The sequence below is a fragment of the Streptomyces sp. NBC_00386 genome (genome assembly GCF_036063235.1).
In the GTDB taxonomy this organism is placed as follows: domain Bacteria; phylum Actinomycetota; class Actinomycetes; order Streptomycetales; family Streptomycetaceae; genus Streptomyces.
The window spans coordinates 6305765-6320309 of the sequence record NZ_CP107950.1 but is presented as its reverse complement, the minus strand read 5'-3'; the positions used below and the strand labels follow the sequence as shown (position 1 = coordinate 6320309).

Below are 14545 nucleotides of genomic sequence, written 5' to 3'. Positions count from 1 at the left end.
GGACACACCCCTGAGACAAGCACAGGGCCCGCCGCGCCGAAGCGCGACGGGCCCTGAAAAACCGGGATTCGGCGTGACTACTTCTTGCCCTTGGCCGCGGGACCGCTGTCGTCGCTGGACAGCACGGCGATGAAGGCCTCTTGCGGAACCTCCACGGAGCCCACCATCTTCATCCGCTTCTTGCCTTCCTTCTGCTTCTCCAGCAGCTTCCGCTTACGGGAGATGTCACCGCCGTAGCACTTGGCGAGGACGTCCTTGCGGATGGCTCGGATGGTCTCGCGGGCGATGACCCGGGAGCCGATGGCCGCCTGGATGGGCACCTCGAAGGCCTGCCGCGGGATCAGCTCGCGCAGCTTGGCGACCAGCCGGACCCCGTACGCGTACGCCTGGTCCTTGTGCGTGACCGCCGAGAAGGCGTCGACCTTGTCGCCGTGCAGCAGGATGTCGACCTTGACCAGGCTGGAGGTCTGCTCGCCGGTGGGCTCGTAGTCCAGCGAGGCGTAACCGCGGGTCTTGGACTTCAGCTGGTCGAAGAAGTCGAAGACGATCTCCGCGAGCGGCAGGGTGTAGCGGATCTCGACCCGGTCCTCGGAGAGGTAGTCCATGCCGAGCAGGGTGCCGCGCCGGGTCTGGCACAGCTCCATGATCGCGCCGATGAACTCCGAGGGCGCGAGGATGGTCGCCCGCACGACAGGCTCGTAGACCTTGTCGATCTTGCCCTCGGGGAACTCGCTCGGGTTGGTGACGATGTGCTCGCTGCGGTCCTCCATCTCGACGCGGTAGACCACGTTCGGGGCGGTGGCGATCAGGTCGAGCCCGAACTCGCGCTCCAGCCGCTCACGGATCACGTCGAGGTGCAGCAGCCCGAGGAAACCGACGCGGAAGCCGAAGCCCAGCGCCGCCGAGGTCTCCGGCTCGTACACCAGCGCGGCGTCGTTGAGCTGGAGCTTGTCCAGGGCGTCGCGCAGCTCGGGGTAGTCGGACCCGTCCAGCGGATACAGGCCCGAGAAGACCATGGGCTTGGGGTCCTTGTACCCGCCGAGCGCCTCGGTGGCGCCCTTGTGCAGGGTGGTGATCGTGTCACCGACCTTGGACTGGCGGACGTCCTTCACACCGGTGATGATGTAACCCACCTCACCGACACCGAGCCCGTCGGCCGCCTTCATCTCCGGGGCCGAGACCCCGATCTCCAGCAGCTCGTGGGTCGCGCCGGTGGACATCATCCGGATGCGCTCGCGCTTGTTGAGCTGTCCGTCGATGACACGTACGTACGTCACGACACCGCGGTAGGAGTCATAGACCGAGTCGAAGATCATCGCGCGGGCGGGGGCGTCCTGGACGCCGACCGGGGCGGGGATCTCGGCGACGACCTTGTCGAGCAGCGCCTCGACGCCCAGGCCCGTCTTGGCGGAGACCTTGAGGACGTCCTCGGGGTCGCAGCCGATGAGGTTGGCGAGCTCCTCGGAGAACTTCTCCGGCTGGGCGGCCGGCAGGTCGATCTTGTTCAGTACGGGGATGATCTTGAGGTCGTTCTCCATCGCCAGGTAGAGGTTGGCGAGAGTCTGCGCCTCGATGCCCTGGGCCGCGTCGACGAGCAGGACCGTGCCCTCACAGGCCGCGAGCGACCGGGACACCTCGTACGTGAAGTCGACGTGCCCGGGGGTGTCGATCATGTTGAGGATGTGGGTCTTGCCCGGGTCCTCGGTCGACGCCCAAGGCAGCCGGACCGCCTGGGACTTGATCGTGATGCCGCGCTCGCGCTCGATGTCCATACGGTCGAGGTACTGAGCACGCATCTGCCGCGCGTCGACCACCCCCGTCAGCTGGAGCATGCGGTCGGCGAGCGTGGACTTGCCGTGGTCGATGTGCGCGATGATGCAGAAATTGCGGATCAGAGCCGGGTCGGTACGGCTCGGCTCGGGCACATTGTTAGGGGTCGCGGGCACGCAGGGTCCTGTCTCTTGAGGCGCCTGTCGCCTCGGGTCGGATCGATACGTAGGTTCCATGGTCCCACGCGCGGCGGGCTGCGACCGGTTCGGGCCGCGTGAGCGGGACGGCGGCGGCCGGCCCGAAGGCCGTGACCAGGGCATCGGCGAGCGGTGTCCGGGCCGCGGACGCAAGGCCGGTTTGGGCCGGTCGTGCGGGGACTGGTAGCCTGGGTGGCTGTGTCTCGTGCCCTCTCTGCAGGAGACGCACCCAAGAAAATCAAACGGCGAGTGAGACGTGCTGTCTCGCGCGCCTGAACCTGTAAAGGCTCATTCGTGGCGAACATCAAGTCCCAGATCAAGCGGATCAAGACCAACGAGAAGGCCCGGCTGCGCAACAAGGCCGTCAAGTCCTCTCTGAAGACCGCGATCCGCAAGGCCCGCGAGGCGTCTGCCGCGGGTGACGTCGAGAAGGCCACCGAGTACACGCGCGCCGCGTCGCGCGCTCTCGACAAGGCCGTCTCGAAGGGCGTCATCCACAAGAACCAGGCCGCCAACAAGAAGTCGGCGCTTGCTTCGAAGGTCGCCGCGCTCAAGGGCTGAGTCGGCTGAGCTCTCCGGAGCTCGACCCCTGACTTGACCGTCGGCGGACCCGAGCGGGCCCTCTCTCCCGCTCCCGACCGACACCCCGGATTCACGCACGATCTGCGTTCGCCACGCGGGCGTGAATCCACCGGCTTGAACCGAAGGCCCCGCTCCTCCCTTCCCCGGGAGAACGAGCGGGGCCTTCGGTGTGCTGCGGGATTGTGCCGGGGATTTCCGTACGGCACTTCAGCCGGCAGTGCCCGCCGCCTGTCGCGAGTTCCGGGTGCCGGTGGCAGTGCATGCCGCGAGTGGCGGTGCCGGTGCTGGTCCGTGCCGCGACTTCCGATGCTGGTGCCTGTCACGAGCGCCGGTGCCGGTCTCGCCACGAAGTTCCGGTGCCGGTTCCCACCGTGGAGTGCCGGTGCCTGTCGCGGGCTAGCGTCGGCCGGAGCGGGCGGCCCGGGCGACGGCCACGACCGCCTTCTCCAGGGCGTACTCGGGGTCGTCCCCGCCGCCCTTGACCCCGGCGTCCGCCTCCGCGACGGCCGTGAGCGCCATGGCGACCCCGTCCGGCGTCCAGCCGCGCATCTGCTGGCGCACGCGATCGATCTTCCACGGCGGCATCCCGAGCTCACGGGCCAGGTCGGCAGGCCTGCCGCCCCGCGCCGAGGACAGCTTTCCGATCGCCCGCACCCCTTGCGCGAGCGCGCTGGTGATCAGGACGGGAGCCACGCCGGTCGACAGCGACCATCGCAGCGCCTCCAGCGCCTCCGCGGCCCGCCCCTCCACGGCCCGGTCGGCCACGGTGAAACTGGACGCCTCGGCCCGCCCGGTGTAGTACCGCCCGACGACGGCCTCGTCGATCGTCCCCTCGATGTCCGCGGTCAGCTGCGACACCGCGGCCGCCAGCTCCCGCAGATCGCTCCCGATGGAGTCCACCAGCGCCTGGCAGGCCTCCGGAGTGGCCGCCCGGCCCAGCGCCCGGAACTCGCTCCGCACGAACGCCAGCCGGTCCGCCGGCTTGGTCATCTTGGGACAGGCCACCTCCCGGGCGCCCGTCTTGCGCGCGGCGTCGAGCAGCCCCTTGCCCTTGGCCCCGCCCGCATGCAGGAGCACCAGGGTGATCTCCTCCGCGGGAGCCCCCAGATACGCCTTGACGTCCTTGATCGTGTCGGCCGACAGGTCCTGGGCGTTGCGGACGATCACGACCTTGCGCTCGGCGAAGAGCGAGGGACTCGTCAACTCGGCGAGCGTGCCCGGCTGAAGCTGGTCCGGGGTGAGGTCCCGTACGTCCGTGTCGGCGTCGGCGGCCCTGGCGGCGGCCACCACCTCCTGCACGGCACGGTCGAGCAGGAGATCCTCCTGGCCCACTGCCAGCGTGACAGGGGCGAGAGGGTCGTCTTGTGCGGTCTTCTTGGCCATCACCGAAAGCATCCCACGCGCCACTGACACCAAGCGCCGCGAGCCACAACCCGATACCGGCCTGGCTGAACCGGCCTCGCACGGCATCGCCGACTCGACCGGTCCTGGCAGCGCGGCGCGGCCGACTCGACCTCGCGGGACCTGGCCGACTTGACCGGCCCGGCCCGGCACGGCCCGGCGAGGCCCGGCCCGGCGAGGCCCGGCCCGGCGAGGCCCGGCCCGGCACGCCCTTGCGCGGCCCGGCCGGCCTGGCACGGCTCGCCATGGAGCGGCCCGGCACGGCCTCGCGCGGCGCGGTCTTGCCCGGCCCGGCCTGCCGCGGCCCAGCCGGGCGCGGCCCACATATGGCGGCACGGCACGGCACGGCACGGCTCGGCCGGGCTCGGCCGGGCTCGGCCGGGCTCGGCCGGGCCGGTCTACGGCTCCTCGTGCCAGCCGTCCCACTCAGCCGCGAACGCGTCCAGGTCCTTCGGGTCCAGCCGTGCCTCGGGGTCCGCCAGCACCACCAGCCACTGCGCGTCCTCGGCATCGTCCTCGCCCGCCAGCGCGTCCCGGACGAGCTGCGGCTCCTCCAGCAGCGCGAACCGGTCACCGACGGCTTCCGCCGCCTCTTCCGCGGCGTCACGGTCGGGCAGCACCAGTACATGTCTCACATCGCTCACCCGAACATTTTCCGGTACGCCCGGCGCGGCCGACGCCGGGATACGGGTCCGATCCGTGTGATCTACGCGGCTTGCCGGACCGCGGCCGCGGCTACCGGGCTTCCTTGACCTCCGGCACCCGGTCCAGTTCGATCCCGAACCGCTCGCGATACGTGGCCAGCACCTCCTCGTCACTCGCCAGTTCCGACACCTCCTTGGTCCCGTCGGCCGTCGACACGGTGAACCTGCGGCCGCTGAGCGTGATCCGGCCTCCGTCCTCGGTGACCCGTGAACAGACCAGCGACCTGGTGAAGTGCGACAGCGGCGAGGTGCCGTGCCACCAGGCGCCGGCCACGAAGTCCCCGAGCACACGCGGCCGTACCTCCAGCCGGTACTGGCGCTTGTCGCCCAGGAACACGTCGAGGTCCTCGCACTCCCGGGAACCGCCCGCTCCCCGCACCCCCGCCGCGTCCGGCGCCGACTCCACGACCCGGAACATCCCTCCGGGGTCCCGCTGTTCGCCCCGTTCCGCGAACGACAGCGGGTAGTGGCTGTGGGCCCCGAAACCGACGTCGGTCAGCCAGTCGCCCCCGTCCACCGTCCGCACCCTCAGCGCGAGATGGTCGTAGGGGATCCCCGGCTTCCCGTCGTCCCCGTACACCCGCGCCGCGAGAAGCGTCACGTCGAAGCCCAGCGCAGCCAGCAACGCCCCGAACGCGCCGTTCAGTTCGTAGCAGAACCCTCCTCTGCGCGCGCCCACCACCTTGTCCAGCAGCCTCTCCTCCTCCAGCACGATCTCCTCGCCGAGGTGGATCGACAGGTTCTCGAACGGCACCGTCCGCAGATGGCACAGCTGAAGGTCACGGAGCACATCGGACGTGGGCCACGCCGGGTGCTGGGCCCCGATGCGGCGTAGGTAGGCGTCGGCCTGTGCGGAATTCATGCGTTCAGTGTCGCGCCACCCCCAGCCCCTCGCCCTCACCGGTGACGGCGAGATCACCGTCCTCGTCGGTCCGCAGCACCACCGCGCCCCGGGCCCGCAGGGCCGCGACCGTGCTCGGAGCAGGGTGTCCGTAAGGGTTGTCGCCGCCTACGGAGATGAGCGCGAGCCGCGGAGCCACCCTGCGTATGAGCTCCGGATCCTGATACGCCGATCCGTGATGGGCGACCTTGAGCACGTCCACACCGGCCAGCTCGACGGCGGCCGGGGATCTCGCCAGGGCCTGCTGGGCGGGCGGCTCCAGGTCGCCGAGCAACAGCAGCCGCAGCCCCGCGGACCGCACGAGCAGGGTGACACTGGCGTCGTTCGGGCCGTCCGGCGGCGGAAACGGATCCGGCGGCGGCCACAGCACCCGCCAGGCGAGGTCTCCCGCGCTCCGCCGCTCCCCCGCCACGGCCCGGGTCAGGGGGATGTGCCGTGCGAGCGCCTCCCGTCGTACGAACTCGGCCTGTTCCAGAGGCTCTTCGAAGCCGGTCGTCTCGATGGCACCCACCGAACGCCCCCGGAGCACACCGGGCAGGCCCGCGACATGGTCGGCATGGAAATGCGTCAGGACGACGAGCGGGATCCTGGTGACCCCGAGCGTCCTCAGACAGCGGTCGGCCAGCACCGGGTCGGGCCCCGCGTCCACCACCACCGCGCTGCCGTCCCCCACCGCGAGCACGCTCGCGTCGCCCTGCCCCACATCGCACATCGCGAACCTCCAGCCGGGCGGCGGCCATCCCGTGATCACCCTGGTGAACGGCGACGGCTGCACCACGAACAGCAGGAGCAGCACCGCGCCGACCCCACTGGGCAGCGGATGTCTCAGCAGCCGTCGGCCGACAGCGACGGCGGCCACCGTGACGAGGGCCAGCAGCAGTGCGCCCGTCCAGCTGTCCGGCCAGTCCACGCCCGCACCGGGCTGAGCCGCCCCCGTGCGCGCGATGTCCGCGATCCACCGGGCCGGCCAACTCGCCCACCACGCCAGGACCCCGGCCACGGGCATCGCCAAGGGGGCGGCCGCCAGCGTCGCGAACCCCAGCACCGTGGCCGGTGCGACCGCGAACTCCGCGAGGAGATTGCACGGCACCGCCACCAGGCTCACCCGCGCCGACAGTACGGCGACCACCGGCGCGCACAGGGCCTGCGCGGCGGCGGCCGCGGCCAGCGCCTCGGCCACGCGTGCGGGCACCCGGCGTCGCTGGAGTGCCGCGCTCCAGCGCGGGGCGAGCGTGAGCAGGGCCCCGGTCGCGAGGACGGAGAGCAGGAACCCATAACTGCGGGCGAGCCAGGGGTCGTACAGCACCAGAAGCAGTACCGCGGCGGCCAGCGCCGGGATCAGCGATCTGCGGCGCCCGGTCGCGATGGCGAGCAGCGAGATCGCTCCACAGGCCGCCGCCCGCAGCACGCTCGGGTCCGGACGGCAGACGACGACGAAGGCCAGGGTGAGCCCTCCGCCGAGCAGGGCGGTCGCCCGGAGCGGAAATCCGAGCCGCGCGGCGAGGCCACGGCGCTCCACCCGCTGGGCGAGGCCCGGCGGCCCGACAAACAGCGCGAGGACGATGACGAGATTGCCCCCGCTGACGGCGAGGAGATGTGTGAGGTCGGTGGCCTCGAAGGCGTCGTCGAGCTCCGGCGTGACACGTGAGGTGTCCCCCACCACCAGCCCCGGCAGCAGCGCCCGCGCGTCCGCGTCCAGGCCGTCGGTCGCCTTTCGCAGCCCTTCGCGCAGCCTGCCCGCGAACCGCTGCGGACCGGAGGGCGCTCCGACCACGTCCGGCGGCGCGCTCCCCCGTACGCGCAGCACCGCCGCGATGTCCTTCCCGTCCGACAGGGCGGGCACGACCCGCGCGGCCACCCGCAGCCGGGTCGACGGCAGCATCGACAGCCAGGGCGAGCGCCCGCCGGTCTCCCGGGTCGCATCGCGTCCCGAGCGCCCCCCGAACCCCCGGGGCGCGCCTCGTCGCGAGCGGGCATCGATGATCACCAGCACCGGTGTCCGGGTGGCCAGCACCGTGCCGTCCGCCTGGGTGACCCGTGTGACGTCGGCGTCGAACAGCAGGGTCGTCGGAGCGACGTGGTCCCCGCTGATCCGGGGCCGGGTGAGCCGGGGATCGGAGGTGATCTCCACCTCCGCGGTCACTTCGGCGTACCTCTCCGCGAGCGCGGGGACAGGTCCGCGTCGCAGATCCGCCGCGTGCAGCCCGGCGGAGGCCGCGGCGGCGGCGACACAGAGGAGCACGGCGGCGGCGGACACCCACAACCCACGGCGCACCGCTCCGCGCCCCCGCCCCGCGCCGGAGTCTCCCCGCCCTGTGCCGGTATCTCCCTGCCCCGCGCCGGAGCCTCCCGGCCCCGTGCCCGTATCTCCATCTCCCCGTCCCGTCCGCGCGGCTCTCCGCCCCGCCACCGACAGCGCGCCGGCCGCGACCAGGCACACGGCCACGACAGCCGTGACCCGGCCCGGCGACGCTCCGACACTCACGGCCGCCGTAAGCCAGACCGCCGCCGCGGGTGCCACGAGCCGGAGATCGATCGGGCCCTCCGCCCTGGGGTGCGAGGCTCCCAGCCGCCGCCCCGAAGCCGCGTGCACGGGCCTCCGGCCGGTGACGCCGGGCAAATCCGCGGGGCGCGTCAGGGAACCTCGCGCCTCCCCGGGCTCCGTCGCCGTCCGAGGCCGAGGCCGGGGCCCCGTCGCTGTCCGGGACCGGGGCTCCGTCGTCGGCCGAGGTCCGGATTCCACCGTCGTGAGAGGCGCGCCCAAGCCTCTCGCCGCCGAGGACGTGGACTCCTCCGGCACCCTCACCGGCCCGGACAGCCCGCTCAGCGCCGGGCCCGCCCGCTCGCCCCTCCTCCCGGTACCGGAACCGCTCATGGCCGCACCAGATGCCGGAGATCGGCGAAGCGGCGGTCTCCGATCCCGTTCACTTCGCGGAGCTCGTCGACCGAGCGGAACCCGCCGTGCGCCGTGCGGTAGTCGATGATGTGCCGGGCGAGGACGGGCCCGACGCCGGGCAGGCTGTCGAACTGGTCGGCGGTGGCCGTGTTGAGGGGAATCGGCGCGGAGGGCACCGCTCCCGCCGCGGATCCTGCGGCACCGAAGGCCGCGGAGCCTCCGGAGCCGCCCGGTCCTGCTCCTGCCGGGGCCGCGGAGGCGCCGACCACGATCTGTTCGCCGTCCACGAGGATCCGGGCGCGGTTGAGGCCGCCGGTGTCCGTGCCGGGCCGTAACCCGCCGGCGGCTCGCAGGGCGTCCTCGACGCGGGACCCGGCCGGCAGGTGCTGGAGTCCGGGGGTGCGCACCTTTCCGCCCACGTCCACGACGACCACACCCCCGCCGGCGGCGGCGCTCGAAACTCCGGCCGGGGCACCGGATTCCACGCCCGGCCCGTCGCCCTGTGCGTGCTTCCCGCCGTACGGTGCGGCGGCGCTCATCACCTCCGGAGCCCGGACCGGTCGCGTCCGGCCCGCCCAGAAGTGCTGCACGGCGAATGCGGCGGCCACGACCAGCAGCACGGTCAGCGCGGCCACGCTCCTGCGTTCCAGACCGCACCGCGACTGGAGCCACAACGGGAGCCGCTCCCGCACGGCGAGCCCGGCCCGGTCCCGCCACGCGCCCGCTTCCCCGGCCGGATCATGCGAGGCCGGGGCACTTGCGGTGCCGGGGACCGGCCCGCCGTCGGGCGCCCTGCTCGCGGTCCACGCGCTCACGGTCCGCGCGCTCGCCGTCGGTGTGCTCGCCGTCGGTGTGCTCAGGGGCACCGTCCTGTCGGCCGTCGAGCCTTCTGCCCGCAGGGTCCAGCCTGGGTCCGGGACGGTGTCGCGGCCGTGGGCCTCGGGCCGGGGGTTCCAAGGGTTCCGGACCGGATCGGTCATAACGCCCGTGGCCACTGCCGTGTTCGCCCTGGGGACGTCCCCGGCATCGCGGTCCGTCCACGGTGGGCCGTTCCCCGACTCGCGCCGCCCCTGGGCGTGTCCGGTGAAGAGCGCGTCGGCACGCAGCCGAAGGGCCGCGGCCGAAGCCTCGTGACGACGGGTCCGGGTTCGCCCGTCGCGACGGCGATGACGGCTGCGGCTGTCGGAGTGGGGGCCACGACCCGGTCCACTGGTCGGGGTCGCGGTGCGGGAGCTCGATCGAAGTGCCATGCGGCGAGGATGCGGCACCCCGCCGCCCTCGCGATGATCATGCTCAATTCCGGTGGAAAGGACCCCAGTTGTGGATAACCCCGTCACCCGCACGAGCGACGCACGCGAGTGACGCAGGTGCCGGCCTCCTCATCGAGGCGAGACGACCGCCGCCAGCAGACCGGGTCCGGTGTGCGCTCCGATCACCGCGCCCACCTCGCTCACATGCAGTTCGGCAAGGCCTGGCACCCGGGCCCGCAGCCGGTCCGCGAGGGCCGACGCCCGCTCGGGGGCCGCCAGATGGTGAACGGCGATGTCGACCTGTGCGCTGCCCGCCCGGTCGACGACGATCTCTTCCAGGCGCGCGATCGCCTTGGACGAGGTCCGGACCTTTTCGAGGAGTTCGATGCGGCCGTCGCGGAGCTGCAGCAGCGGCTTCACCGCGAGCGCGGAACCCAGCAGAGCCTGCGCGGCCCCGATCCTGCCGCCACGGCGGAGGTAGTCGAGAGTGTCGACGTAGAAGTGGGCGGACATGCCCGCGGCCCGCTTCTCGGCGGCCGTGACCGCGTCGTCGACGCTCCCGCCCGCCTCGGCGGAATCGGCGGCGGCCAGCGCGCAGAACCCGAGAGCCATGGCGACCATCCCGGTGTCGACGACACGCACCGGCACCGGGGCGTCGCGTGCCGCGAGCACCGCGGCGTCGTAGGTGCCCGAGAACTCCGAGGAGAGGTGCAGCGAGACGATCCCGGTGGCGCCGGACTCGGCGACCTCGCGGTAGGTCGCGGCGAAAGTCTCGGGGCTGGGCCGGGACGTCGTGACGGGGCGCCGCTTCTGCAGTGCCAAGGCCAGGGAGCGCGCCGAGATCTCGGTGCCCTCTTCGAGCGCCTGGTCCCCGAGGACCACGGTCAGGGGAACCGATGTGATGCCGTGGCGCTCCATCGTCCGCGGCGGCAGGTAGGCCGTTGAATCGGTGACGATCGCGACATGGCGGGACATGAGCTGGAGATTACCTGGCGGGACGGGTGCGTGGCAGCCCGGCCCCTTCCACCTGCGGTCGCGACGGCTGGATCATGTCGTGCTCTCGGGGCGGGGCTTCTTCTGCCAAGGGTAGGTGGGCCGTTGGCCGGGCGGTGTGATGGCCGAACGCCTCGACCCGTCCTCGGGACGGGACTGCGGGCTCCGAGGCCCGCTCTGTCCGTCGGAGGTGCCCGCGTCCGCGGCGGGAGCGTCGGGCCAGGACGTGGCCGGACCGGGCTCCTTGGTCCAGTGGCGCAGCGCGCCGGCCTCCACGTCGATCTGTGCGCTCAGTGTGTCCAGGTCGTCGCCGGCGAAGCGGTGGGCCCGGTCACGGGCGGCCCAGCGCAGTGAGTCCGCCGACTGCGTGATCCGCTGGGTACGCTCGCGCAGACCCGGGAGCCGGGTGGCGAGCGTGTCCCGGTCGGGCTCGGCCTCCAGACGCTTCAGTTCGGCGTCCAGCTCGTGCCCGTGGGCGCTGAGCCGCTCGAAGAGGCTCAGGGACTCCTTGAGGGACTCGTCCTCCGCCGCGCTCGCCTGGAGCGCGTCCTGGGTGGCGCGCATCGAGGTGCGCAGCGTCAGTCTGAGCTGGGCGAGCTCGCCCTGGGGTCCGAACTGGGCGAAGGTCTTCGCGCGCAGGGTGGTGTCCTCGACCGTACGGCGGGCCTGCGAGATGGTGCGGTCCACACCGCGTTTGGCGGCGCCGATCACCTTCACCGTCGCATACGCGCCGAACACCACGAACAGCAGGAAGAGCAAGGCGATTACGGTGATCACGGTACCCATCACACTCCTCCTCCGACCGGCCGCGGCACCTTTCGCCGCGCTCTCAACGGTAAACGCTGCGGGCAGGTTCGGAGTTCCGGAAGGACCCCGAACCTGCCCGTAGGGGACTACCCCGAGCCGGTCGGCTACGCCGTGACGATGTTCACCAGCTTCGGCGCGCGCACGATCACCTTGCGGATCCCCGCGCCGCCCAGCGCCGCGACGACCTTCTCGTCGGCCAGCGCCACCTTCTCCAGCTCGGCGTCGGTGATCGACGGGGAGACCTCCAGGCGGGCCTTGACCTTGCCCTTGATCTGCACGACGCAGGTCACGGCCTCGTCGACGACGTAAGCGGGGTCGGCGACGGGGAAGTCCTGGTGGACGACCGTGTCGGCGTGGCCCAGCTTGCGCCACAGTTCCTCGGCGATGTGCGGGGCCAGCGGCGCGACCATCAGCACCAGGGCCTCGGCGACCGGGCGAGCGACCGGGCCGCCCACCTTGGTCAGGTGGTTGTTCAGCTCGGTGACCTTGGCGATGGCGGTGTTGAACCGCATGCCCTCCAGGTCCTGGCGTACACCGTCGATGACCTTGTGCAGGGCACGCAGTGTGTCCTCGTCCGGCTCGGTGTCGACGACCGTGACCTCGCCGGTCGCCTCGTCGACGACGTTGCGCCACAGCCGCTGCAGCAGGCGGTACTGGCCCACCACCGCGCGCGTGTCCCAGGGTCGGGACACGTCCAGGGGACCCATCGCCATCTCGTACAGGCGCAGGGTGTCCGCCCCGTACTCGGCGCAGATCTCGTCCGGGGTGACCGCGTTCTTCAGGGACTTGCCCATCTTGCCCAGCAGCCGGGAGACCTTCTCGCCCTGGTAGTAGTGCGCGCCGTCGCGCTCCTCCACCTCGGCGGCCGGTACGGCGATACCGCGGCTGTCGCGGTACACGTACGCCTGGATCATGCCCTGGTTGAACAGCTTGTGGAACGGCTCGGCCGACGAGACGTGGCCCAGGTCGAACAGGACCTTCGACCAGAAGCGGGCGTACAGCAGGTGCAGCACGGCGTGCTCGGCGCCGCCGACGTACAGGTCGACGCCGCCGGTCGGCTGCCCCTCCCGCGGGCCCATCCAGTACTGCTCGATGGCAGGGTCGACCAGCTTCTGGTCGTTGTGCGGGTCCAGGTAGCGCAGCTCGTACCAGCAGGAACCGGCCCAGTTGGGCATGGTGTTGGTCTCGCGGCGGTACTTCTGCGGGCCCCGGCCGTCACCCAGGTCCAGGGTGACGGCGACCCAGTCCTCGTTGCGGGACAGCGGGGTCTCCGGGGACGTGTTCGCGTCGTCCGGGTCGAAGGTGCGCGGGGAGTAGTCCTCGACCTCCGGCAGTTCCAGGGGCAGCATCGACTCGGGCAGCGAGTGGGCGACGCCGTCCTCGTCGTAGACGATCGGGAAGGGCTCGCCCCAGTAGCGCTGGCGGCTGAACAGCCAGTCGCGCAGCCGGAAGTTGACGGTGCCCTCGCCGATGCCCCGGCGCTCCAGCCACTCCGTGATGCGCGCCTTGGCGTCGACGACGCCCAAGCCGTCCAGGGAGACCTGGTCGCCGGCGGAGTTGACGATCTTCGCGTCGTACGAGGCGAAGGCGTCGTCCCAGGTGGAGGCGTCGGTGCCGCGGTCGTCCGAGGGCTCGACCACGCAGCGCATGGGCAGTTCGAAGGCGCGCGCGAAGGCGAAGTCGCGGGTGTCGTGCGCCGGGACGGCCATGATCGCGCCGGTGCCGTAGCCCATCAGGACGTAGTCGGCGATGAAGACCGGGACCTTCTCGCCGTTGACCGGGTTGGTCGCGAACGCGCCGGTGAAGACGCCGGTCTTGTCCTTGGCCTCGGCCTGCCGCTCGACGTCGGACTTCGAGGCGGCCTGCGCGCGGTAGGCGGCGACGGCCTCGGCGGGCGTCGCGTGACCGCCGGTCCACACCTCGTGGGTGCCCTCGGGCCAGGCGGCCGGGGTGAACTTCTCGACCAGCGGGTGTTCCGGCGCCAGCACCATGTAGGTGGCGCCGAACAGGGTGTCCTGACGGGTGGTGAAGACCGTGATCGCTTCGCCGTCGATCGGGAAGTCGACGCGGGCGCCTTCGGAGCGGCCGATCCAGTTGCGCTGCTGCAGCTTGATGGCCTCGGGCCAGTCCAGCGCGTCCAGGTCGTCCAGCAGGCGGTCCGCGTAGGCGGTGATGCGCATGTTCCACTGGCGCAGCTTGGCCTTGAAGACGGGGAAGTTGCCGCGCTCGGAACGGCCGTCGGCGGTGACCTCCTCGTTGGCCAGGACGGTGCCCAGGCCGGGACACCAGTTGACCGGCGCGTCGGAGGCGTACGCCAGGCGGTAGCCGCTCAGGACGTCGGCGCGCTCGACGGCGCTCAGCTCGTTCCACGCGCGCGTGGCGGCACCGACGGCGGGGACGGCACGCTCACCGCTCTCGAACTGGGCGACCAGCGCCGCGATGGGGCGGGCCTTCGAGGCCTCGTCGTCGTACCAGGAGTTGAAGATCTGCAGGAAGATCCACTGGGTCCACTTGTAGTACTCCGGGTCGATCGTGGCGAACGACCGGCGCTTGTCGTGGCCCAGGCCCAGCGCGCGCAGCTGGGACTTCATGTTCGTGATGGCGGCCCCGGTGGTCACCCGGGGGTGCTCGCCCGTCTGCACGGCATGCTGCTCGGCGGGCAGGCCGAAGGCGTCGAAGCCCAGGGTGTGCAGGACGTTGTGACCCGTCATGCGCTGATACCGGGCGGACACATCGGTGGCGATGTAGCCCAGGGGGTGACCCACGTGCAGACCCGCACCCGAGGGGTACGGGAACATGTCCATGATGAACTTCTTGGGCCGGGCGATCAGCTCGGGGTCCCCGGCCAGGTCACCGGTGGGGTTCGGGGCCTCGTACGTGCCCTCGGCGTCCCAGAAGTCCTGCCAGCGTGCCTCGATGTCGGCGGCCAGGGCGGCCGTGTAGCGGTGCGGCGCGGCCGACTCTGCGGTGGCGGCAGCGGTGTTCGTCTCGCTCATGTCCTCAAAGCTCCATCGATCGTCTCTGCCAGCAGAAATGAAAAAACC

Annotated in this window: 10 protein-coding genes; 1 reads left to right on the top strand and 9 read right to left on the bottom strand. The window is 71.8% G+C overall.

The window, feature by feature from the left end; genetic code table 11:
• Window positions 1-77: 77 nt before the first annotated feature.
• A complete protein-coding gene (lepA, locus tag OG780_RS27695; RefSeq protein ID WP_326787884.1) occupies window positions 78-1946 on the bottom strand; it encodes a translation elongation factor 4 in 1869 nt (622 codons plus the stop codon).
• A gap of 315 nt (window positions 1947-2261) precedes the next feature.
• Between lepA and rpsT the strand changes: the two genes are divergently transcribed.
• The gene (gene rpsT / locus OG780_RS27690; protein ID WP_261702665.1) at window positions 2262-2528 is read left to right on the top strand and encodes a 30S ribosomal protein S20; all 267 of its coding nucleotides are present in this window, start codon (window positions 2262-2264) and stop codon (window positions 2526-2528) included.
• Window positions 2529-2945: 417 nt separating this feature from the next.
• Here rpsT and holA read toward each other — a convergent pair whose 3' ends face one another.
• From holA to leuS, 8 genes are all read right to left on the bottom strand, one after another.
• On the bottom strand, window positions 2946-3932 hold the full coding sequence (gene holA, locus OG780_RS27685; RefSeq protein WP_443062217.1) for a DNA polymerase III subunit delta: 987 nt from the start codon (window positions 3930-3932) through the stop codon (window positions 2946-2948).
• 416 nt (window positions 3933-4348) lie between these two features.
• Window positions 4349-4594, bottom strand: a complete 246-nt coding sequence (locus OG780_RS27680; protein WP_328452601.1) for a hypothetical protein — start codon at window positions 4592-4594, stop codon at window positions 4349-4351.
• Window positions 4595-4685: 91 nt separating this feature from the next.
• A complete protein-coding gene (locus OG780_RS27675; RefSeq protein ID WP_328452599.1) occupies window positions 4686-5516 on the bottom strand; it encodes an arylamine N-acetyltransferase family protein in 831 nt (276 codons plus the stop codon).
• Window positions 5517-5520: 4 nt separating this feature from the next.
• Complete coding sequence (locus tag OG780_RS27670; protein ID WP_328452597.1) at window positions 5521-8148, bottom strand: ComEC/Rec2 family competence protein; 2628 nt, start codon at window positions 8146-8148, stop codon at window positions 5521-5523.
• A gap of 278 nt (window positions 8149-8426) precedes the next feature.
• A complete protein-coding gene (locus OG780_RS27665; RefSeq protein ID WP_443062216.1) occupies window positions 8427-9266 on the bottom strand; it encodes a helix-hairpin-helix domain-containing protein in 840 nt (279 codons plus the stop codon).
• Window positions 9267-9830: 564 nt separating this feature from the next.
• Window positions 9831-10676 carry a DegV family protein gene (locus OG780_RS27660; protein WP_328452593.1) on the bottom strand — a complete coding sequence of 282 codons (846 nt, stop codon included), beginning with the start codon at window positions 10674-10676 and terminating at the stop codon, window positions 9831-9833.
• Between the two features lie 72 nt (window positions 10677-10748).
• Window positions 10749-11480 carry a hypothetical protein gene (locus OG780_RS27655; protein WP_328452591.1) on the bottom strand — a complete coding sequence of 244 codons (732 nt, stop codon included), beginning with the start codon at window positions 11478-11480 and terminating at the stop codon, window positions 10749-10751.
• Between the two features lie 125 nt (window positions 11481-11605).
• Entirely contained in the window at window positions 11606-14497 is a 2892-nt protein-coding gene (leuS, locus tag OG780_RS27650; protein ID WP_328452589.1) for a leucine--tRNA ligase, read from the bottom strand.
• Between the last annotated feature and the right edge of the window lie 48 nt (window positions 14498-14545).

Coding starts and splice junctions, on each gene's coding strand:
- OG780_RS27655 (WP_328452591.1), bottom strand. CDS start 11,480: ATGGGTACCGTGATCACCGTAATCGCCTTGCTCTTCCTGCTGTTCGTG.
- OG780_RS27660 (WP_328452593.1), bottom strand. CDS start 10,676: ATGTCCCGCCATGTCGCGATCGTCACCGATTCAACGGCCTACCTGCCG.
- holA (WP_443062217.1), bottom strand. CDS start 3,932: ATGGCCAAGAAGACCGCACAAGACGACCCTCTCGCCCCTGTCACGCTG.
- leuS (WP_328452589.1), bottom strand. CDS start 14,497: ATGAGCGAGACGAACACCGCTGCCGCCACCGCAGAGTCGGCCGCGCCG.
- OG780_RS27675 (WP_328452599.1), bottom strand. CDS start 5,516: ATGAATTCCGCACAGGCCGACGCCTACCTACGCCGCATCGGGGCCCAG.